At 63.1% G+C, this 21,001-nt stretch carries 16 protein-coding genes and 2 pseudogenes; 14 read left to right on the top strand and 4 right to left on the bottom strand.

The window, feature by feature from the left end:
- Positions 1 to 158: 158 nt before the first annotated feature.
- From OG874_RS08485 to OG874_RS08460, 6 genes and pseudogenes are all read left to right on the top strand, one after another.
- On the top strand, positions 159 to 1,268 hold the full coding sequence (locus OG874_RS08485) for a hypothetical protein (RefSeq protein WP_330254561.1): 1,110 nt from the start codon (positions 159 to 161) through the stop codon (positions 1,266 to 1,268).
- A 280-nt stretch (positions 1,269 to 1,548) separates the two neighbouring features.
- Positions 1,549 to 2,160 carry a hypothetical protein gene (locus tag OG874_RS08480; protein ID WP_330254560.1) on the top strand — a complete coding sequence of 204 codons (612 nt, stop codon included), beginning with the start codon at positions 1,549 to 1,551 and terminating at the stop codon, positions 2,158 to 2,160.
- Between the two features lie 237 nt (positions 2,161 to 2,397).
- Positions 2,398 to 4,389: an NAD-dependent DNA ligase LigA gene (gene ligA / locus OG874_RS08475; protein ID WP_330254559.1), complete on the top strand. Its 1,992-nt coding sequence runs from the start codon at positions 2,398 to 2,400 to the stop codon at positions 4,387 to 4,389.
- A gap of 446 nt (positions 4,390 to 4,835) precedes the next feature.
- A pseudogene (locus tag OG874_RS08470) lies at positions 4,836 to 5,174 on the top strand (transglycosylase family protein); the annotation flags it as partial.
- Positions 5,175 to 5,855: 681 nt separating this feature from the next.
- Positions 5,856 to 6,722: a DUF5995 family protein gene (locus OG874_RS08465; RefSeq protein WP_330254558.1), complete on the top strand. Its 867-nt coding sequence runs from the start codon at positions 5,856 to 5,858 to the stop codon at positions 6,720 to 6,722.
- Between the two features lie 203 nt (positions 6,723 to 6,925).
- Positions 6,926 to 7,144 (top strand): hypothetical protein, encoded by a 219-nt coding sequence (locus tag OG874_RS08460; protein WP_330257712.1) that lies wholly within the window; start codon positions 6,926 to 6,928, stop codon positions 7,142 to 7,144.
- A gap of 149 nt (positions 7,145 to 7,293) precedes the next feature.
- Here the strand turns inward: OG874_RS08460 and OG874_RS08455 are convergent, their stop codons facing one another.
- Positions 7,294 to 7,773: a hypothetical protein gene (locus tag OG874_RS08455; protein ID WP_330254557.1), complete on the bottom strand. Its 480-nt coding sequence runs from the start codon at positions 7,771 to 7,773 to the stop codon at positions 7,294 to 7,296.
- A 645-nt stretch (positions 7,774 to 8,418) separates the two neighbouring features.
- Here OG874_RS08455 and OG874_RS08450 point away from each other — a divergent pair.
- The 6 genes and pseudogenes from OG874_RS08450 (at position 8,419) to OG874_RS08425 (ending at position 15,870) form a co-directional block, all read left to right on the top strand.
- A complete protein-coding gene (locus OG874_RS08450; RefSeq protein WP_330254556.1) occupies positions 8,419 to 10,077 on the top strand; it encodes a WXG100 family type VII secretion target in 1,659 nt (552 codons plus the stop codon).
- A gap of 131 nt (positions 10,078 to 10,208) precedes the next feature.
- Positions 10,209 to 10,307: pseudogene (locus OG874_RS08445) on the top strand (LysR family transcriptional regulator); the annotation flags it as partial.
- A gap of 243 nt (positions 10,308 to 10,550) precedes the next feature.
- Positions 10,551 to 11,549 carry an alpha/beta hydrolase gene (locus OG874_RS08440; protein ID WP_330254555.1) on the top strand — a complete coding sequence of 333 codons (999 nt, stop codon included), beginning with the start codon at positions 10,551 to 10,553 and terminating at the stop codon, positions 11,547 to 11,549.
- A 410-nt stretch (positions 11,550 to 11,959) separates the two neighbouring features.
- Entirely contained in the window at positions 11,960 to 13,765 is a 1,806-nt protein-coding gene (locus OG874_RS08435; protein ID WP_330254554.1) for a hypothetical protein, read from the top strand.
- 147 nt (positions 13,766 to 13,912) lie between these two features.
- Complete coding sequence (locus tag OG874_RS08430; protein ID WP_330254553.1) at positions 13,913 to 14,707, top strand: hypothetical protein; 795 nt, start codon at positions 13,913 to 13,915, stop codon at positions 14,705 to 14,707.
- Positions 14,708 to 15,384: 677 nt separating this feature from the next.
- Complete coding sequence (locus OG874_RS08425) at positions 15,385 to 15,870, top strand: hypothetical protein (RefSeq protein ID WP_330254552.1); 486 nt, start codon at positions 15,385 to 15,387, stop codon at positions 15,868 to 15,870.
- Here OG874_RS08425 and OG874_RS08420 read toward each other — a convergent pair.
- From OG874_RS08420 to OG874_RS08410, 3 genes are read right to left on the bottom strand one after another with little or no spacing between them, the layout of a single operon-like run.
- Positions 15,853 to 16,722 (bottom strand): IS630 family transposase, encoded by an 870-nt coding sequence (locus tag OG874_RS08420; RefSeq protein WP_330257224.1) that lies wholly within the window; start codon positions 16,720 to 16,722, stop codon positions 15,853 to 15,855. The two genes, OG874_RS08425 and OG874_RS08420, sit on opposite strands and share 18 nt — an antisense overlap.
- A 12-nt stretch (positions 16,723 to 16,734) precedes the next feature.
- Positions 16,735 to 18,345 (bottom strand): IS1182 family transposase, encoded by a 1,611-nt coding sequence (locus OG874_RS08415; protein WP_330254551.1) that lies wholly within the window; start codon positions 18,343 to 18,345, stop codon positions 16,735 to 16,737.
- The gene (locus OG874_RS08410; RefSeq protein WP_330257223.1) at positions 18,257 to 18,613 is read right to left on the bottom strand and encodes a helix-turn-helix domain-containing protein; all 357 of its coding nucleotides are present in this window, start codon (positions 18,611 to 18,613) and stop codon (positions 18,257 to 18,259) included. The genes OG874_RS08415 and OG874_RS08410 overlap by 89 nt, the downstream gene beginning before the upstream one ends.
- A gap of 320 nt (positions 18,614 to 18,933) precedes the next feature.
- Between OG874_RS08410 and OG874_RS08405 the strand changes: the two genes are divergently transcribed.
- Entirely contained in the window at positions 18,934 to 19,227 is a 294-nt protein-coding gene (locus tag OG874_RS08405) for a hypothetical protein (protein WP_330254550.1), read from the top strand.
- Positions 19,228 to 19,671: 444 nt separating this feature from the next.
- Positions 19,672 to 20,886, top strand: coding sequence for a hypothetical protein (locus OG874_RS08400; RefSeq protein WP_330254549.1), 1,215 nt, complete (start codon positions 19,672 to 19,674; stop codon positions 20,884 to 20,886).
- The last annotated feature ends 115 nt before the right edge of the window (positions 20,887 to 21,001 follow it).

Genomic DNA, 21,001 nt, shown 5'->3' with positions numbered 1-21,001 from the left:
GGCGCGCCGCCTACGAACCGAAGTCGCCCTTCGGTTTTGCCGCGCTGCTCGGCACTCTCGACCCGAGAGTCGAGCGTCGATGGCTGTGAAGATGCATGCAGCAAGGAGTTGCGCACAGCACGAGGCCGCAGGTCACCCGGGTTGGTGATCGAGTAAGTGTGGAGGGGAGTGTCGACAGTGCCGGACTACCCACTGAACCCCGACGCTATCTGACCGACCTGCGGCTACTCACCCAACTGGTCGCCTCATCCTGGCCACGAACGCGGCATCTGCTGCCGCTGACCGAGTTCGCCGACGCTGTCGATGCAAACCTGGACCAGCACGGTCACGACAGTCACGACGCCGACCTCGAGGCGACCGGACGTCGACGGCAACCCTGGAAGCCCCTCGCCCCTGCCACTGGAGCATGTCTACTGAGCATTGCCGACCACATCGTGTCCGACTACGACTCAGCCGACGCCCGCGAGATCGTCAGGGAATTGTTGCCCTCGTCAATGCTGAAAACGAACCGCACCGGCTGGGCGCAGACATTCACAGCCGACCGCGACGAATGCTCACCAGGATTCGCCCGAACGATATCGCCCCTGGTGAAGCGATATTCACGCCAACCGAGAACGACGACCTACGCGCGCGCTGCGATACTGCGCACCACCCTCGCACCCAAGTACATTCCGCAATGGCTCTCCACCGACCGGTTTCACCGGCACTTCGGTCACTTCGACGGGATCTCGCACTACCAACTACGCCGGATCGCGACAATCCGGCTGTTCCAGATGGCATTCGGAGGATCGGCCGGCAACGCAGCGGACTACCTCGGATTCCCCACGCACGTCACAACACTCGGGACACTCGTCGTCTCAGACGCCAGCCCAGTCCAAACCTGGGCACACCGGCGCAACGACCCGGACGAATTCGACCGCGCAGTCGCGGCCTTGGCCACGGATCTCGAACAGAATCCGCGCATCGACTACCACAAGCGACGACTCGCCCTCCGCAACTGGAGCATCCCGCCAACCCGATGGGCCGAAATCATCGACCCACTCACCCACTCACGTCGAGTCAGACTGCGGCCCGACCACCATCGGACCTTCGCCTCCACCCTCGTCTGGGCCACAGTCACATCAGGCAACCGCCGCTACGCACCGATGGCCGCACAGACCAACGCGACACAGAACGCATGGGCGTTCCCCAGCAAACAAACGCCGAACCACCTGCGGATCATGAAAGCCCTCGACGAACTTACCCACGAACTCGTCGACGACATGTGACGACGAGCGAATGTGGCTCCGCTCATAATCCGCACGTGGGAGCGACTGTCACAGCTGACCTATACAGTGCGAGCAATCTACGACCAGCTGACCGGAAGGCATGATGACCCACACTCCCCGTCCGACGGTCGAAGCGATACTCGCCGTGCTTCCCGAACTCGCTCCCCACGCGCGCGACGCGGTCATATTCCATCCCAAGCGCGCGGAGCCGGACTGCCGGGATAGTTCTATCGGCGGACCACTGCTATGGCCGAGTGACGAACCGTGGCCCGAATGCTCCTTGCCCGACGTGAACAGCCCTGCTGGCGTGCCTGCCACGGCCATGGTGCCGGTCGCACAAATCTTCCGTCGCGACGCGCCGGGACAATGGTGGCCCGCTGGCATCGACCTCTTGCAGATCCTTTGGTGTCCCAATGAACACTGGGATCCTCCGGCCCCGCAGGCCGACATCAGCCCTGTGCTTGAGGTGCGATGGCGTCAGGCCGCTGACGTGATCAACCAATTGACGACTCCGCCGCCGCCTTCGCGGTATGAGGAGGACAGCTACCTGCCGCAGGCGTGCGCCATCACCGCCGAGCGCGTGACCGACTTCCCTTTCCGTGAGGAACTGCCCGCAGAGCTCCGTCCGCGGCTGGAGGAACTGGTCCGCGAGACCGGCGACGGCGGTGACGTCATCACCCGCCTCGCCGGCTGGAAACTCGGCGGCTGGCCAACCTGGCACCTGACGCAACCCACAGTCTTTCCCTGCGGTGACTGTGGCACGGCAATGACACTCCTGTTCACCGTGGCAAGCCACGACGAGACAGGGGTCGTCGTCGGCCGGTGGGGAGACTTGCGCATCTTCACCTGCCCCGCCGACTACCGTCACGCGTTCCAGGTAGACCTGCACTGACCTGCGGCTCATTACCCGCAGCACGACCCATCAGACAGGCTCTAGACGGAGTGGCCAACTATCGTCCGAAGCGGCCAACTATCGCTCGTTGCTACCCGACCAGACATCGATACCGCCGCCGACCACCAGTGACAGATACGTTGCAAAAGTGACAGGTATGGTGCTTCGTCACAACTGAACGCCCCACGCGTCGTCGTTCGATGTGGATGTCGGTGGGTATCGGTAGCGTCGGGTGCTGTGGAAACTGGGGAACATATCCAAGAGCTCGCGGACCGTATTGTGGCGCTGCGCGACGCCTACTACCAGGGCTCACCGCTGGTCGCGGACGCCGAGTACGACGCGATCGAGGACGAGCTACGCGGCCTGATCGAGGCGCACCCCGACCTGGCGCCCGAGGTGAATCCGCTGGAGCAGGTCGGCGCGCCCGCAGTGCTGCACGCCCCGATCCGGCACTCGCGTCCGATGCTCTCACTCGAGAAGGCGACCAAGCCCGAGCAGGTCGCGGCGTTCTTCAACCGCTTTCCCGGCCAGCCGGTGGTGGTGATGCCGAAGCTCGACGGTTTGTCCCTGGCCCTGGTCTTCGAGGACGGGCGGCTGGTGCGTGCCGTGACCCGGGGTGATGGCACCACCGGTGACGACGTGACCGTGCTGGTCCGCGCGTTGGTCGATGGTGTTCCTGAGCGGATCGACATGCGGGGGCGGGTGGAGGTGCGTGGCGAGGCGGTGATGCTGCGTTCGACCTTCCTCGCCTACAACACGGCGCATCCGGACAAGCCGCTGATCAATCCGCGCAACGCCGCGGCGGGCACGCTGCGGGCGAAGGACCCGGCTACGGTCTCCGAGCGGCGGTTGCAGTTCTTCGGCTTCGACTTGGATACCCCTGCCGGTGATGCTGCCGTCGATCTGGAGGAGGGGCTGCGGGCGCTCGGGATCGCGGGTGCGCAGATGCGACACTGCGCCGACGCCGAGCAGGCGCAGGCGGCGATCACCGCGATCGAGCAAGGTCGCAACGAGCTGGATTACGACCTCGACGGCGCGGTGCTGCGGCTGGCCGACCGCGATGCCTACGCGGCGGCCGGGACTCGGTCGAACTCCCCACGCGGCGCGCTGGCGTTCAAGTTCGCCGCCGAGGAGAAGACCACGTTGCTGGCCGAGGTGGTCTGGGACGTCGGCAAGACGGGCAAGATCGTCCCGGTCGCGTGGCTGGAGCCGGTGTTCGTGGGCGGCACGACGGTCACGAAGGCGACGCTGGCCAACCAAGAGGTGATCCGCGCCCGCGACATCAAGATCGGTGACACCGTGCTGGTGCGCCGCGCGGGCGACGTGATCCCGTTCGTGGCGGGCGTGCTCGACGCCTCCAAACGCACGGGCGAGGAGCGCGAGATCGTGCCGCCCACCGCCTGCCCCTCGTGCGAGCAGCCGGTGACCGAGCAAGGCAACAGCCGGGAGCTGTTCTGCACCAACGTCTCGTGCCCCGCGCAGACGGTGCGCAGGCTCATCCACTGGGCGTCGCGGGCGGCGGCCGATATCGACGCCATCGGGCAGGTGTGGATCGAACGCCTGGCCGAGGCGGGCATCCTGGAGCGCCCGTCGGACTTCTACACGCTGACAAAGGAGCGCCTGCTCGAGTTCGACCGCATCGGCGAGGTCTCGGCCGCGCGCATGATCGACTCGATCGATGCCAGCCGCCAAGTCGGCCTGCGCCGAGCGCTGATCGGCCTGGCGATCCCGATGGCCTCCGACGGCACCGCCGCTCGCCTGGCCCGAGCGGGATTCGGCTCCCTGGACGAGGTCGCCGACGCGGGCGAGGAACGGCTCGTGGCGGTGGAGGATATCGGACCGAAGGTCGCTGCCTCCCTGGTCGCGCACCTGGATCGCCTGCGTCCGGAACTGCAGCGGCTGCGAGAGGCAGGCGTCTGTCTGGACGTGCGCGAGGAGGACCTTCCCCCGGTCATTGCGGCCGGCGCGCCCCTGGAAGGCAAGACGGTGGTGATCACCGGCGCTATCAGCGACCCGCGCTCCGGCGAGAAGGTCGCCCGCCCTACGTTCCAACGCCTGTGTGAGCAGGCGGGCGCGACGTCGGCATCCTCGGTCTCGGCGAACACCGACCTGCTCATCACCGGTGCGGGAGTCGGTGAGAGCAAGCTGACCAAGGCGGAGAAGCTCGGCGTCGAGGTCGTCGACCAGGGCGAGATCTGGAACCTGCTGATCGCCGCCAAGGTCATCTAGACCTCGGCGCGCCCGGCCGGTCCTCCCCGACCGGAACATGCCGAAATAACTTGCCGCCACGTGGTCTCGACCGCGGACCGTTTCGGCCACAAGTCCTCACCGATCGCCATACAGCCGAATTATCGCGCGCCGAACTGGGCAATGAACTCGAGGTTCACGCACTCATCGGCAGAAGCCGACATTCGCCGACCGCGCGATAGGCGGCACTACCGCGCGTGCACAGGGCCGCCCATTCAGGTCGGTAGGTTGCGGCTTCGTATCGACCGACCGAAGGCTGCCAGCAGGTTGAGACATGACATCGGTTGTATTGCGATGTGGACACGATACCGCGGGACTGCCACATCAGCTCACGGCGTACAGCACACACTCGAACGGCCAAAGATCCAGTGATCACCTTTCATGCTTGGACACCTGTATAGGTTTGCTGACTCGAAAGGAACTGCGATATGAGCGCTTTGGGCACCCCACTCAAGAAGATCGTCGCTACTGGCGTGATAATCGGCGGGGCCGGCATGGCAACCATCGGCCAAGCTTCCGCCGCCCCCGATGAGGAATGGGACAACCTGGCCGCATGTGAGTCGGGCGGTAATTGGAATATCAACACCGGCAATGGGTTTCACGGTGGCCTACAGTTCTCGCCGGGCACATGGGCCGCGTATGGCGGTACCGCGTATGCGCCGACTGCCGACAAAGCCACCCGTGAACAGCAGATCCGGGTCGCCGAGCGGGTACTCGCCGCGCAGGGCTGGGGGCCCTGGGCGGGTTGTTCGGCGGCGCTCGGCCTTTTCCCGTGAGACAGCGGAACCGCCCAGCGGGTACGACCGACTCGACGTCTGGATCATTGTCTGTCAATAAGATTCACCGAACGCTTGCTGGCGCGTCGAGGCATCCGCAGCCAGCCGCACGGTATTCGGCTACCGGAGTGCGCCGCGAGGCGCTACGGGCGAAGGAGAACAGGCGACCGGATACCCGGGATCGTGAGGTATGCGAAATGCAAAGAGCCGAAACGATTTCGGATGTCCCCGTGCCATCACGGTATAGGTCACTGGAGAGCCCGGTGCCGGGATAGCCGACGCGCCGGGTTCGGCGGGAGGTCGTGCGGAAAAGGACCTGCAACCTGCAGGCACCTCGCTGCACGGCCCACCCAACTATTCTGCGCCGCACCGGGGCTCTACTCGAGCAGTGATATCAGAACGTGCTGAATGCCCCGCCGCGTGGCGGACCCTCGGCATTCGGCTTACCGGACGTTCGCATCGCGCGCCACCTCGCACCGGGCGCTTCAGCGGTCGGCCCGGTGCTGCTGGACGGTTAGGTTGAATACTCCCGGACCGCCGTCGTGTCGGTGCTCGCAGTGCGCGGCCGTTGCCGTCGACTCGAATACTGAACGGAGGCGCGAAGATATGCACCTGGATGCCGAGCCGATGCGGCACTGGCCTCTGCGGGTTCGCGATCTCCGGTCCGTGCTGATGACATTGCTGGTAGGCGTGACAGTTGTTGTGGTGCTGGTCTTTCCGTCGACCGCGTCGGCCACGCGACTCGAATTCGCCTGCGGGGCCCCGTTGCCCGCCGACGCGGTGGACGATATCGTGCGACTCTCGGATACGACGACTCTGGCCGGCACCTCGCTGCAGCGTCTCGAGCAGGCGGTGGAACAGCACCGACAGATCACCGAAATCCTTGTACTGCACCGAGATCGGCGCGGATTGCTCGCTATCGGGCTCGACGCCGTCGAACAGGCCGCCGTCATGCCGCTGCAACGTGCTCCGGCCGCCTTCGCCGACCCGGAGTTCGCGCATCGGATCAGCCTGGATTTGCTGCTGCGGTTCCTTCGTAACGTGCACGCCGAATTCACCGGGGGCGCAACCGAACCGCAGTGGACTCACTACTTCGCGCTGACCCGCGACTGCGGGTTATCGGCGCCCCGGGTGGCGATGGCGGGTTACAACGCACATCTCACCGTCGATCTGGCCAACGCGGTAGCCGCTGTGCACACCACCACGGCGAACGCACCCGACTACTTCCGGATCGTGGATGCCATCGCGAGCAAGGGACCACTCATCGTCGAGGCGACGAACACCAACTACGGCGGCGATCTCGAGCCGCTGTGGCGGTTCTATTTCCTGGGTGAGGGGCTCGACGCGGTGGTCGGCGCCGGGTTGGGATCGGGCGCACTGCTGCGCCTGGCCGACGCCGGGGCAAACGTGGTGATCTTCGCCAATGGTCTGGCCCTGCAGGACCCGGCGCTGGAAATGACCACCCGGACCGAGATCGATGTGCTGTGGCGCAGCGCCGACGCCGCCTTCGCAGTGCTGTCCGCCAACGGCGGGCTCTGAGGACCAAGCCAGAAGCCGACGCATACCTCCCCAGGGACCGCGCACACCGCGCCGAGAGTCGCGGACGTATCGGTACACGATCGAGTGACACGCCGATCGGTTGGCCAGCGCGGTCAACAGCGTGAACGCTGCTTCTCTGCACTTTGCAATTCGGCACTTGGTTGGTCATCGAGCAGGACGGTCACCGTTTCCCCTGGCGAAGAGTGTTGATTCCAAAGGTGATCGGCGATGTCGTCGGGTTCGTGGGCTCGGCCCGGCCCGACGGGGCCGACGATGGTGACGCGGGCGAAGTGGATCCCGTGCTCGGGCAGGGGCCGGACGAGGTGAATCTCCCGACCAGCGGGCACCGCCGGGTTCCGGGCCTGCGGCGCGAAGAGGTCGCACTGCTGGTGGGGGTGACATCTTGGTTACGCACTCCTTGAGCACCGATGTCGGCTCCGGCCGATGCAGTGCGGCGGCACGGAACTTCGCCACGATCAACCATCCTTCGTGGCACCCAAGTAATTTGGCAGTCCGGCACAGATATCGGCGGGCGCTCGGACGGAGCGCCCGCCGATATCTGTATCCGTGCTTATCGTTCGACCACCAATGCCGTACGGTTCAGAATCACCCATTCATCAGCGTTGTTCCCGATGCGGAAGGCGTCATAACCTTTGATGGCGGCGAATCTGCCCGGGTTCGCCAGCACCTTCCGTTGCTCTTCCAACGCTTGTTTCCGTGCGATCGCGGCCTCGGTCTGCTCGCCTCGCTTCAGGCGCTTCAACTCCTTGTGAATCGGCCGCAATGCCTTGTCCTGCTCCTTCAACAGCCGATTCAACAGCGTCGTTCGCGCGTCGGGTCGCAGCGCCATGTGTATCACCTCGCCGCCGGTGTCGTCGGCATAGCCTTTCGCCCGGTCCGCGATGGTTGTTGCATAGATTCCACTGCCGTTCGCCCCTGAGGATCCGAAGTATTCGCCGGATCTGAATTGGTCGGCATAGTCCCGGATCGGCACGCCACGGAACAGCTCCGTCCCGGGCGGGACGATATCGCGAATTCCGTCCGCCCCCACCAGAGTCGGTAGGCCGTCGAATCCCTGTCGACGGCAGATCTCCCGCAATATCGGATCTCCGGTGGTCTTGCCGCGAGGCGCGGAGTGCAGCTGGTGATAATCGAGTTCGTCGATGAGGTCGCGCCCCTTGGCGCGGGGAGTCGGTGCCGAGGTATCGCCTGCTGGCTGCCTCGACATTTCGGACTTCGACTGCCTAATGATGAGCGCGTTCTTCTCGTCACGATCTACTAAATCGTCAAGGCCCCGGCGTGCGGTTCCGGTGATTTCTCGGGATCCGTCGGCCGCCGCTTTGGTGCCTAGCCTGAGCGCCGAACTCAGCTGCCCGGTCGCCGTTTTCATCGCGTCGATCAGGACTCTGCTGATCATCCGATCTCACTGTCATGATGAGCAAGGATCCGATAGACCCTGCTGGTCGCCGATTGAACAGGCGGATCTTACTTTCGCCCACCGCCGTCGATATTCCCGAGAATGGGAATGCTGTGCGATGGAGTGGCGTCGCTGAACAGGCCGCTTCCCCAGGAGACAATGTGCGGGTGTATCTGAGAGGCCGGTCCGTGGTGAGCGGTGGTGGCGGTCGAACATCACCGGCGGTGGGAGATGATCGCGCTGTGGTGATCGGCGTCGGTCTGGTCAGTGGATCACGGCGTGTCTATTGAATTACCGCATGAGGTGGCGCTGTTCCTGAATTACCTGGGTGTCCCGTATCCGGACATCGATGAGGATCAGGTGCGTGAATTGGCCGGTCAGGTGCGAAATTTCGCCACGAACGTGCGCGATACGCACGAGTCGGCCACCGGCGCGATCCAGGATATGGGCTCGGTCTATTCGGGACATTCCTACGAGCAACTGGTCGCGACGTGGGCACGGATGAGCGCATCGCATATGGCGGATCTGGACCGGGCGTGCCATGTGGTGGCGAAGGTCCTGGACGCCACGGCGGAGGTGATCACCGTGGTGAAGGTCGCTGTGCTCGCCGGATTGGCCGGGCTGGCGGCGAGTTACATGGCACTCATGGCGGCCACCGTGCCCACCGTGGGTTTATCGGCCGCGCTTACCGCAGCTATCCGGGCGGCCGCGACCAAGCTGGTCACCGCGATGGAGCAGATGGTGATCGGTTATATCGCCGCTGAGGTGATCGGCAAGGCTATCAAACCGCTCGAGCACACCATCGAGCGCATGATCAACGGCGTCGTCTACCACGCCGCGAGTCAGCTACTGGATGTGCCGCCCGGCGGCTCGTCGACACTACCGCTGCACATAGAGCCCGATGAGGTGCTGGCTTACGCCAAGGTGCTCGATGATCACGCCGATGACCTGCTACGGCACGCGGTGACCTTCGCCGATAACGTTGCCGCACTGGATTTCAGCACATCCAACGGGAGCAATGATCTGCTCGGCCCCGGCACGAACGCCATCGGTAGTGCGTCGAGCAGATCATCGGATCCCGACGCCGGCCGTGAACTGTCTTCCACGCCAACGACTCCCGCCGAGTCGGCGCGTGAAGGCAGCGGGCCGACGCCGACGCGAGCCACTCCGGGCGGTGCCGGCAGTGCCGATTCCCGAACCACTCTGGGCGGTGGCGATTCCCAGGTACCGGCGACATCCGAGGACAGCAGTACCAGCATCGCACCGGAGCCAGCGGCTGCCCCTGCGGCCGGTCCAGCTGCGTCCATCGCGCAGGAGCGCACCGATACCGGCGCAGTGAACTCGGCCGGTCCCGTGTTCGACCGCGCGGCACCAGCACCTTCACACGCAGATAGCCGTTCCCTCCCGACGCCCGCCGACGCGCCACATAATTGGCGCGAGACAATCCCGCAGCTGTCGGAGGCCTCATCACATTCTGTGGAAAACGTTGCGCAGCACAACCGCTTCGTCGAACATCCACCTGCCGAGTCGAGCGCCGACGTACCCGGATACGTTCGGTCTCCTGGACTTGGCTCCGTCGAGGACAGTTTCGCGAACACGACCGATAGCCAGTCCGGCGCTTCGCCCGCGCAGAGTTCGCGGCAGGGTAATCCGTCGTCGACTCCATGGCAGCGTTCCGGGCTGTCGGGCAAACGAGCAAAGGGTGCCGCGAAGTCGGCTGCGAGCAGCCGCGGCAAACAGCGCGCCACCGATCCGGCAACCGGTAGACCGATAAGGACCCCGTGGTCGAAGAAGCCCGAGCCCACTCCGGTCGCCGATCCCACGGTGTTCGCGCCCAACACCGCGCGCGCGGCGCCTGCGCCCCCAGCCGATACCTCCGTGGCCGCAGCGGAGCCACAGAACAACGCTGCCGATCGCCCCGCTTTGCCACCGATCTGAGCGCACCGCGGTGGCGTGGCTTGTAGCTGCTGGACGGTTCGGCGCGATGAGCCCTCCACACAGGGTGGTGTGCGTAGGGGCTGCGGCGGCTGGTTTATTGATCGACCGGATCGCTAGGTCGAGGATGAGCCGTGGAGCTGCGCCAATTGCGCTACTTCGTGACCATGGCCGAGGAGTTGCATTTCGGGCGGGCGGCCGAGCGGCTGCATATCGCGCAACCGGCGGTGAGTCCCTCTTCGCTGGCCAGGAACACGTTCCTTCCCATACGCGGGAAACGGTGATTCATCGTTTCTACTCGGAGGGTGTCTTGTAATTCCGGAAAGTCCGCGCAGCGGACCGTTGACAACAAACCAGGGGATAAACGGAACAAATCGGACGAAAACATCGACAATGGTGCGGGGTGGCCGGCACGGCGGCGTCTTGTGGTGCAGCGGCTGTGGGCGTGGCGGGCCGCCAGTGAGGCTGCCGCGGTCATGGGATTAGTGATTCTGGCGACCGGGGCGGCTGCCGCGGAGCCGCCGACCTCTGGTCCGGAACTCGGCCCGCCGGGCGGATACCAAGCACCCGCTGAGAACACTGGTCTACCCGCCCGGCCGGTCATCGACCGGATCGAGCCGATCACCGACCGGTGGCTGCGGGTGTTCGTGCGGTCACCGGCGATGAACCGGGTCGTGCAGGTGCAGGTGCTGCTACCCGTCGACCGCAGCCGGCCCCGACCCGCCCTATACCTTCTCGACGGGCGCGGTGCCCCCGAGAGCGCCAGCAGTTGGACCGAGCACGGGCATGCCGTGGATTTCTTCGCCGACAAGAACGTCAACGTCGTGCTGACCACCGGGGGACCGGCCAACCTCTACACCGACTGGCAACACCGCGACCCCGTCCTGGGCACAAACAAATGGGAAACCTTCCTCACCCGCGAACTGCCCCCACTGATCGACGCTCGGTTCGAGGGCAACGGACGCAACGCCATCGAGGGCGTGTCGATGGGCGGCGAAGCCGCGATGATGCTCACCGTGCGCAACCCGGGCCTGTACCGGGCGGTGGTGGCCCACAGCGGCTGCTACACCCTCGCATCCGGGGCCGGCCAAGCCCAGGCCCGCGCGATCGTAAAGACCTACGGCGGCGACCCGGACAACATGTTCGGCCCACCCAATGATCCCGACTGGCTCGCCCACGACGTCATGACCCACGCGGCAGCATTGCGCGGCACCGCGATCTACCTGTCCAGCGGCAGCGGCGTCCCCGGCGAACACGACGTACCCGGGCAAGTCGACCTGCCCGATGCCATCACTGTCGGCGGCCCCCTCGAGGCTGGGGCCTACGCCTGTGCTGTGGCCCTCGCCGACCGGCTCACTCGACTCGAGATCCCGGCGACGGTGAACCTGCGGCCCACCGGCACCCACTCCTGGCCCTACTGGGCCGACGAACTGGCCCGGTCCTGGCCCACCATCGCCCACGCAGTCGGCAACTGACACGAAGACCTGCCGACGGCCCCGGGCGTGCACGAAGCGTCCAGCCGTAAAAGAAGAAGCGATTCGAAAGACGAGGATCTCCCGACTACCACCTGGACCACGGACACGTGTACGTCGGCGAGGCATCCAACGACCTGAACGCTCACGCCGGCCATGCCTATCTGAATGCGTTGAGTCTTGGCGGCGGACGCCTGGGCTGCGTCGTGCGGAGGTCGCCGAACTCGCCGGGGTCACATCTCGGTTACACACTCCTTAGACGATCGGTCGAACAGAGACGATTCTCTAAAACAGAGAATCGATCCGCCACTGTGTAGTCCACTCGGTCTACCTCCGCTGATCGCACGCCGTGACCTTCTTGGACATGGAATATTTGCCTGGTGGCGAACAGGCGAACACGAAGGGCAAGACGGTTGGGGATCGAGCAGATTGGGCAGCCGACGAACCCTGGCATCAACTTTCCGACGCCGGACCTGACAGGTCTACCGCCGGAGACCGGCCAGGTGATCCAATCGTTGCAGCAGCAGCCGATGGTCATCGTCGCGGGCATGGTAGGTATCACCGCGATGACCGAGGAGGAGCGGCGATCACTGCTGTGTGAGGTTGACGTACAGGACGCTCTCGTCAGGGTGGCGGAGATCCAAGCCCAATGGGACATCGCGTCCACGACACACTGGAACATCAAGCCGCTGCAGTTGGACCTGCTGGTGTCGCCGACCGCGGACTGGGTACCCGCAGTTTGGGCGGAGGTGAACCGCGGCAACGTCTTCACTTCCCCGCAGGTGACCATCCAGTTGATGCGCGAGCTAATGGAGACTGACTCGACGTCGTCGAGACCGCTGAGCGCGGACGAGTTGGTGCACCTGCTGCTCTCCATCGCCACCGAACAGCAGACGCACACCGAGTTCGGGTCCGATGTGCCAACCAACTCCGAGTTCGCAAAGCTCGACGCGAAGTTGCAGGCGATGGCACCTGACGAGTTATACGCGGCAGCGCACCAGTTCCTTCACGACCAAACAGCTGGTGTGCTGTTCAACGCACCCCGCAAGATCGAGTGTCTCAATGCTGACGTCCTGGACTTCTGGTACTCGCCGTGGGCCGATCGAGCGGCCGACACGCTTGGCGACACACCCGCCGATACCTTCAAGTCGGCGACCGGGATCGCGTTCGACGACTTCCTCCGAGCTGGCGTTACAGTTGCGGAAGCAGTGGCCTCGGGCCAGACCATCGTCCGTTTCGACGACCTCGCCGATGACGGCCAGGTGCGGGACTTCATCACCGAGAACATGTCGCTGGATCTCGCGCGCTACCGCGAGCAACTCGCGGCCGACCGTGAACGAGGCGACGTCAAGCTCCAGCGGTACACGTTCACCCGGTACCCGTTCCTCGACCTCGGAGACGGAAAGCTCCTGATCCTGCGCGCTCAATGGGTAACCGAGCGGTTCTTCGGTGATCCCGCGCAGCTCGACGTTGTGGCGGCGTTCGCGGCCCGCGGCGACAAGACGAGCGCGAAGCGTTTCGGCGAGGGGATCAAGTACCAGTTCGAGGACGTCGTGGGCGGCGTCCTCACACGCATCGCGGCGCGCAGCCAGCGGATCGACACCCTCGTCCCCGAAGCCGACATGGAGCGCGAGTGGATGGAGAAGAAAGGGCAGAAGCCTTCGGTGTGCGACTGGGCGCTGCGCGCCGGACTGATCGACATCCTGGTGGAGGCGACGCATCATCCGGTGAACGCCGCGCTGGCGCAAGGCCTTGCAGACGGAGAGACCTACAGCGCAGACACGGACAAGATCCTGACCGACCGCAAGTTCAAGCAACTAGCCTCGGTCATGGGCCTCGTGCGCCGGCTGGGATGGTCTGGGCAACCACAACCGGATGCGATCTTCATTCCCATCGTCGTCGTGCCAAACTCGGGTACGCCCAGCTCGATGCTGTCCGAACTCGACAATGGAAACCGCGCCATGCCGATCTTCACCGAGTTCCAAGGCCATGTCGCACGCCCTGCTGTTCTGCAGCTTCAGGACCTCCAGCTACTGGAAGGGATCGGTGACCACCTCCCGGTCGACGTAGTGCAGTTCCTGTACGCCTGGCGCAAGTTCCCGGTGCCGCTGTCCCTGCAGGAGTTCCTGGAGATGAACAACGACAAGCCCCGTCCCCTGTCGAAGCACATAGTCGAAGCCGCGGCGCGCCTCGATCAGCAGCTTCGCACCGGGGGCTAGGGGCAATGGCCTCTCCCCGATTTGGCGACCTAGAGTGGGTGGAGCGGATCGCCGCACTCTCGGCGCGGACCCGTCGGAACTGCTGAACAGGAATGACCGCTGAGCGAGAAATCGAAGCTGACTGACATATTCGAGCATGGGATCACCGTGGAAGCCGATCAAGTTCCTCCTCCGGGGCTTGCACGGCTCGCAACCACAAGCCTGCCGATCTACTCGGGATTCAGCGTCACGGCCGTCGATTCCAGCGGCCGTTCGTTGAACGACCTCGCAGTGCACGTCTTGGACTGCAAGAAGCAACACTGGGTGGGGCACTACCACGAAGAGGCCGACGTCGGTTACTGCTTGCGCAGTGCCCTCTACCGGCTTGATCGAATCGTCGGTTTCTACGTGGAGAAGTGCAAGCTATTCGAGCAGAAACACCAGAACGCGATTCGCGGCAATACCGGCGACGCGCGGGTCTATTTCGAGGTTGACGCGCTGCTCAGCGACGTTCGCAGAGTGTACGAGGCGATATCGAAGCTCCTCTGGAAGCACTACGCACCAAAGAGCCAGAGTGGCAGCAGGTGGCGTTCGGTGAAGGGCGCGGTCGGCTCCACGGGCATAATTCCCGAACCGTTCGGGGAAGTGCTGCGCACCAGTTGGAAGACTGTCGGGGTTTCGGCAAACGAATATCGCGATTGTCTGATGCACTATGTGCCGCTGACCGATGGCGCAGCCACGTTGTGGATGGACCGCTATGGGCGGCGTTGGGGCGCGACTGTCCGGCTGCCCGCGCAGCCAGAGAAACGCAGTCGCAAGGGCTACGACTTGGAGAATGGCCCGGACGCTCTCGCGTACTGCCACAGTCTTGTCATTGAGCTTGTCACGCTTGGCGAACAACTCGCCGCGCAAGACCGGATCGCTGAGTACCTCGCGAATCCGCCGACCGAGCGACCGAGCTAGCGGATTCTCCCTACGGTTTCAGTAATCCGAGAGAGTCCCATTACGCTTTTGCGGGCTTGTACAGCCTTTCGCGATCGGGAACAGAAAAATCCTTCTGACTTACATGGCATTTGCACCAACGTGCGCGAATTTGAGCGTTGGCGCCAAGTGGCCTCAGGATCAAAATCCGGTCAGCCCGACCAGAATATAGGGCAGCGACCAGTACCCGAACCGTTCGTCCCTGCCGCAACTGTTCACGTAAGCGTCCAGCGTAAACAACGTCTGGCGATTCCGCGCATGCGTCGCAGAATCGCAGATACCCCCGATCTCCAGCAAACGCCGGTTTCTCCGGTCCCAAGCGTTGAACCAGAGGCAGTCCGGCGGTGCTGGCTGGGCCCTGACGGTGGTCAACTGGACAGACCTGGACGGGTTCAGCCAGTTCGCGCTCTTGAATTGGCGTCAGTCCATAACCAGCTAGCCGAGTGTCCGCAGCTTCTGCCGTAGGGAGTGCAGAGGTGGTACTACTCGCCAGGGTCACATCTCAGTTACACATTCCTCCTGTGTCAGTGTTCGACGTCGTCGTTGCGCGATTTGACTGGGCCCGCGTGTAGCTCGATCGGGTTTCGGTCCACGTTCCTACCGTGCCGCCGCTCGGCGGTCGCGCCACGCATGGTTCAGGTCCGGCATACGATGCGGCGGTGACCGAACGCGACCCCAATACTGTGAACATCAACATCTTTGGAGCTACCGTTCCCGATGGAAGCTCGAAGGTTCCTGCTCAACGGAGGTCGGAAAGCGGCGACCAGCCAGCTGTTCAATCCGCTGACGTAGGCGGCGCACTTCTGATCGAGGCGGATTTCGGGGCCTTCCCGAATCTTCGCCAGGTCGCATCGACGCAGCACAAGGTTCGAACGCTACTGCTGTCGCTCGTTGACTACGAGGTGTCCAGGCTGTCGGAGTGGCGGCCAGAACCCGACGAAGGTGCCGTGGCGCAGCTGATTCCGATCATCGATGAGGCTGCAGAAGAGGAATCCGAGCTCGGCGATATGGTACGGGAAGTGATGCACCTGTCCCACCCTTCGGAAGGTGTTGCGTTTCTGGTCGCGGGACTTGCAGCCCGAGCTCCAATGCGCGCAGACACCCTCCTGTCGGTGTCTAGTGCCGCGTCAAGCAACGTTGGGTAAGTAATCCGGACGTCGGATCTTGGAGCCGACAGCGAAGTCACGGACCGGTCCGGCGTGTTGGTTGCGCCAGCGGATGTAGTCACCGATCGCGGTGTCCTGCTCGTGATGGCTGCGGTGGTCGGTGCCGTTGAGCGCGAAGTAGCGCAGGGCGGCGAACTCGCACTCGATGCGGTTCAGCCATGACGAATACGTCGGCAGGAACACCAAATCGACCTGGTTGCCCGCGCACCACGCCCGCACTTCGGCCCGCTTGTGGACCGAGTAGTTGTCGCAGATCAAGTACAGTTTCTGCTCTGGCCAGCGGGCCCGTAGTGATTTCAGGAACGCCAGGAACTCCGTCCACCGCTTCCGGTCCCGGATCCGGTAATACAACTGGCCGGTCCCCAGGTCCAGGGCACCGAACATGTGCCGGACGCCTTGGGTGCGGTTGTAGGTCGCCCGCAAACGTTTGGGCCTGGCAACACTGAACCAGCCACGGCCGCCGCGGGGTTGCAGATTCAACGGCCCGAACTCGTCGACGCAGACCACGCGGCCGTCGTCGGGCGGGTTGTCGTAGAGATCGAGGACGCGGTTCATCTTGGCGATGAAGTCGGGATCGTTGCTGGCTTTCCATGTTTTCGTGGCCTGCCACGACACTCCGCTGGTGGTGAGGATCTTGCGTATTGTCTCTCGGCTGATGTCGGCGATCTTGTTGACGCGCAGTACTTCTGCCAGTTTCGACAGACTCCACACGCTGAACGGCCAGCCCAGGTCACGGGGGCAGCACCGGGCGATCTGACAGATCCGATCACGTATCGCTTGATCGGTCTTCGCCGGTCTGCCCCCGTTCCATTTTGGACACCGTTGGCGAATTCCGGCGTGTCGTCAGGCGGCTGGTCTGAGGGCGGTGAAGTGTGATGTTCGGGTTGGAGCGAAAGATGTTGTCTCCCACCAGGTATTGAGACGGTTGAGGTTGAGGCCCGCAGCGGTGAGTAGGTGTTGGAGGCTGGTTTTGGCGAGGCCGCGGTAGCGGGAGCGGCGCAGGCCGCAGGCTCGGATGCCTTGGGCGATGGTGCCTTCGACGCCCGCGCGGTGCTGGTAGCGCTGTTGCCACTGTTCGGTCTGTTGCTCGGTGCGAGCGAGTTGGAGGGCCTGATGCTGGGCACGATGGCGAACAGTGAGCCGCCGACCTGAGCTGGAGCGGGTGCATTGTTCGCGGACAGGACAGCGTTGACACTCTGCGGTGGGGAATCGAACCCTGATGACGGGGATCCCGTCCTGAGACCGGTCGGCTTTCCAAGATCTGGAAGTGGCGCCTTGTGGGCAGGTCGCCTGCTCGTTGTCCCAGTCGATGGTGAAATCGGACAGGGTGTAGCCGCGGTCGGCGGTGGCTTGCCAGCCGGTGGCCGATTTCGCCGGGCCCAGCAACTCGATCCCATGTTCCTGCCGTGCGGCGATGAGCAGGTCCGCATCGACATAGCCGGCATCGACCAAATGCACCTCAGGAAGCAGATCCCGCTCTGCCAGACCGGCGTGGATCGCCGCGGTCATCACCATGTCCGGGACCGGCGCCGGTGTGGTGGCGACCTGAGTGATGAGGTGAGGCGCATCGGGCTCGCAGGTTTCGGTGAGATGGACCTTGTAACCGTTCCAGGAGGTGTCGCGTTTGGTGCCTGTGCGGGCTTGCTCGTCATACGGTGAGCAGTAGCGAATCGCTGCAGGGGGCAAGTCTTTTCTGTCTCGCCACGCCACTGCTCCGTCGCTGACCTGATACTGCTGAATCCAGATCCGGCGCAGCAACTCCACCGCCGGAAGCTGCCGCAGCCATGCGGGTGCGTCCGCAGCGGTAACGGCCGATAGCACGGTCATTCCGTCGGAACCGATCTGGTTCGCATGGGCGGCCCGCGCCGCCCAGCGACTCGGGAACCGAGTGTCTTCGGATCGAGCACTGTATCGGTCGAACCATTCGGGTTCGGCGATGCCGACCAGCCAGTCTGGTGCCGCAGCGGCGAGCGCGTTGAGCGCCGCCCGCAGTGTCTCGGTGACGAACTGCAGCCGGTTGAGGTCGCGCACCGCCGCGAGAACATGAGTGGAATCGGTCCGTTGCCGGCCACCGGGCTTCAGCAACCCGGCCCGCCGTGTCGCCTCCAGCACCGCGTCGAGCACACGCTGCTCCAGTCCGCCGGTGATCAGCCGGGAACGGAACTCGCTGAGCACCGAGTAGTCGAAACCGGGATCGGTCAACTCCATCCCGAGCGCGTATTTCCAGTCGATCCGGGCCCGGACCGCGTGTGCTGCTTGACGATCGGTGAGTCCTTCGGCGAACTGCAACACCGACACCAACGCCAGCAACGCAGGCGAGATCGCGGGCTGACCGCGCCGGGAAAACATCTCCGCGAACTCGGCATCAGAGAAGACCGGCCCCAGAACATCCCGCACCCGCATCGCCAAGCATCCTTCCGGGAACACCGCCTGCGCGACTCGGACCGTTTCCACCGGAACCACGTCGCACCTGCGCGGACGCAACGACACCACAACCTCCATCAACACCACGGCCGAAACCCCGATGCCGATCATGCCGAACTACCACCGCCCCAACCGAATTCGCCAACGGTGTCCATTTTGGGTCCAGTGCGTCGAACCCCTTCTCGTTGAAGTCGTGGATCACTTGCCGCACATACGATTCCGACACCTGCATCAGCTTCGCGATCAACCCGACCGGTTGATGCTGGGCCGAGGCCATCACCACCACTGCCCGACGCATCCGCACCGGGACCTTGCTACGCCGCGCGATCTGCGCCAGCTTGCGGCCTTCCTCCGGGGTCACCGCTCTGACGAACACATCCGGCTTCCGAGCCACCGGCACCACCTCCACCAGGCAGCATCATCGCTCAACCGGACCCGAGCAACCCGCCACCCCGAATGGATTCCCGCATAAACCTTCCTGGACGCGGCACTAGCAGCGTGACGGTCAATCCATGGCAAGAAGTTGTACAGGCAGCCGTGCAACCTGCCCTCTGGACAGCCGGGGGCACTGCCGCTGCCGGAGGGGCTCTCGGAGCAGTCCGAAAGGCATTCCGTCACATGCCGCAGATCATTACAAACATAGTCGAACTGACCTCCGTACGCTCGATGCGAGAAGTTCGGTTGGCGGAGCTGGAAGCTGAAGCGACCAGGCTGCAGAACGAGAGTCTGCTCGACATCCTCCACACGGCCAATGAAGTCGCTGTGGCGGCAAAGGTGCGGGACGCCATCTTGGCGATGTCGCTGGAGGACGTTCTCCGGCTGGACATTCGGCCAATCACCGATCAGGAAGCGAATGATCGTCGGCGCCGTGTCCTGCGCCTGGTGCGGACTGACGAGGATCCACAGGAGTAGTCGTTGGGGACTGTTGGTCGGAACAGCAGCCACCGAAAGTAGCCGCCGTTGGTGTAGATGCTGGTGACGCCGTCGTGTCCCGGGTCGATGGCGGCACCGCCGCTGGAGTGGAGCTCGAGGTGTAGGGCATTCTTGAAAAGAACTGGCTTGGTACGGCGTGGATTGCTATGTTGTTCTACTGCCCCAAAGGTGCAGGGTGCCGGTTCTGAGGCACTCGAAACGTAGGGGTTGCTGGTGATGAGAAACTCTCCGATCGTCCTTGAGGCAGACACAGTCGATTCGTTGCGAAACTTCGCGGTAGAAGCACTTGATTTTCTGCAAAGAAAATACTCAACCCCGAAATTCCATCGACCGAGATATCCGAACGTTCCTGAGGTGTGGCATCGAGATGTAATGGATTCGGAAAGGTTGCGACGTGCCCCCAAGGGGCCAGTATGGAGTGTGGTGTACGACTTTCCAGTCTGGCCAGACTGGGAGGCAATTGCAGGACTCGAATCGTATTCGAGAGCTTCGCGCGCGGTACAACACAGCAGAGAATTTGAACGGAGAGTTCAAATTGCCTTCAAGGGGGTTTATGAACAGTATAGTATCGGCGGAATAGATCAAACCTCTGGGCTGGATCTTATGCTACAGAATGATCTGCTAGGCTCGTTGATATATTCAACGAGCAGCTTCGAATTCAAAGAGTCCGAATTTCGTTCCGCGTGTGATTGGATAGCCGAGGCGTTGTCCAATGTGCGAGTTGCCAAAGAGATCCTGACCCCGCTCAGAAACGTGCAGTCGAGTTGTGACCTGACACTATCACCTAACTGTTCAATTAGAAGACTTACTGACAGTGAGATATCGACAGGGATTGGTTTCGGAACCCTGCCGGTGCAGCACACTCCCACTCGATCGACACATCTTCTTCATGAGTATCAAATGGCGATAGTGCAATCGTATGAAACTTTTGTAGACATTTCCGCTGATCAAGAAGAATTTGATCGTCAGCTTATGCAAGCATTTGAGGTTCCGACGGATGAGCTTTCGAACACAGTTGTCGCGGCGATAAATATACTATGCGGTCGAGGGATATGCACCAGGGGTGAAGCGTGGACATCAGTGAAGACGTCGGCATCTGCCATCATATTGCGTGAACGATCTGAATACCCGAGCGTCCGCCGAGCATGGAGTACGCCCAATTGCGACTTGGATGACTTAATCTCGGGAGGTCTGTCGGATTTCGTTACAAACCTCCGAGATGGAACGGTCAGAAAACACTTAGGGGTTGCGGTAGACCGGATTACAACAGCTGTGAATCGGATATCAGACGAAGAGGCAGTCGTAGATCTCGCCATAGCCGCCGAATCTCTCTTTGGCACTAAAGATCCTGGAGAAACAACCTTCAAAACATCCCTGAATGCGGCAATATTCCTAGGCTGCGAAGAAGTTTCAAGATCATATTTACGAAAATTCTTTCGCGCTGTGTACTCGACGCGAAGCAGGATTGTGCACGGGCAGAGGCGATCCCCGAAAGAGGGGGAGCTGGAGGGTTTGCGGGAAGAGTTAACTATTTGGATGAAGACCGCAATCCTGAAGGCGGCCGATGAGCTGGCTAGCGATTCGGACGCTGTCAACTGGGAAAAGCGATTGGATAAGCTGCTCGACTCGGCATCGTAAGAGTTTGGCAGGCCCTCGGAGGGGCGCGGCAGCGTTTCGGAACAGTTGCCCATGATTTGGTTCACTTGATTTAACTCCGCGGCGAGGTGTGTGCGTCGGCAGCTGTGGTAGTTCG

This window comes from Nocardia sp. NBC_00565, from assembly GCF_036345915.1.
GTDB lineage: Bacteria > Actinomycetota > Actinomycetes > Mycobacteriales > Mycobacteriaceae > Nocardia.
Note: the sequence above shows the minus strand (reverse complement) of the source record. Positions and strands in the feature narration are given on the sequence as shown.